This window comes from Streptomyces sp. NPDC023527 (genome assembly GCF_055560115.1).
Genome location: NZ_JBVHJJ010000032.1, coordinates 551 through 1,233 on the forward strand (window position 1 = coordinate 551; position 683 = coordinate 1,233).

At 74.8% G+C, this 683-nt stretch carries 1 protein-coding gene; it reads right to left on the bottom strand.

The features are described from left to right. Positions 1–683 (bottom strand): hypothetical protein (locus ACZ303_RS31805; protein WP_467343946.1); only part of this gene is annotated, 683 nt, incomplete at both ends.

Consider the following 683-nt stretch of genomic DNA (forward strand, 5'->3'; position numbering starts at 1 on the left):
GATGACCGTGGTGGTCGCCCGTCCGGTGGTTACCAGGGTCGCGACGACCGTGGTGGTCGCCCCTCCGGTGGCGGCTATGGCGGTCCGCGCCGTGAGGATGACCGTGGTGGTCGTCCGTCCGGCGGTGGCTATGGCGGTCCGCGCCGTGAGGATGACCGTGGTGGTCGCCCGTCCGGTGGTTACCAGGGTCGCGACGACCGTGGTGGTCGCCCCTCCGGTGGCGGCTATGGCGGTCCGCGCCGTGATGACGACCGTGGCGGTCGCCCGTCCGGTGGCTACCAGGGCCGTGACGACCGTGGTGGCCGTCCCTCCGGTGGCGGCTATGGCGGTCCGCGCCGTGATGACGACCGCGGTGGCCGTCCGTCCGGTGGCTACCAGGGCCGTGACGACCGTGGTGGTCGCCCCTCCGGCGGCGGCTACGGCGGTCCGCGCCGTGATGACGACCGCGGCGGCCGTCCGTCCGGTGGCTACCAGGGCCGCGACGACCGTGGCGGCCGCCCCTCCGGTGGCGGCTACGGCGGTCCCCGTCGTGAGGACGACCGTGGTGGCTTCCGCCGTGACGACCGTGGTGGCCGTCCCTCCGGCGGTGGCTACGGCGGTCCGCGCCGTGACGATGACCGTGGTGGCTTCCGCCGCGATGACCGTCGCGACGACCGTGCTCCGCGCCGTGACGACGACCGTGG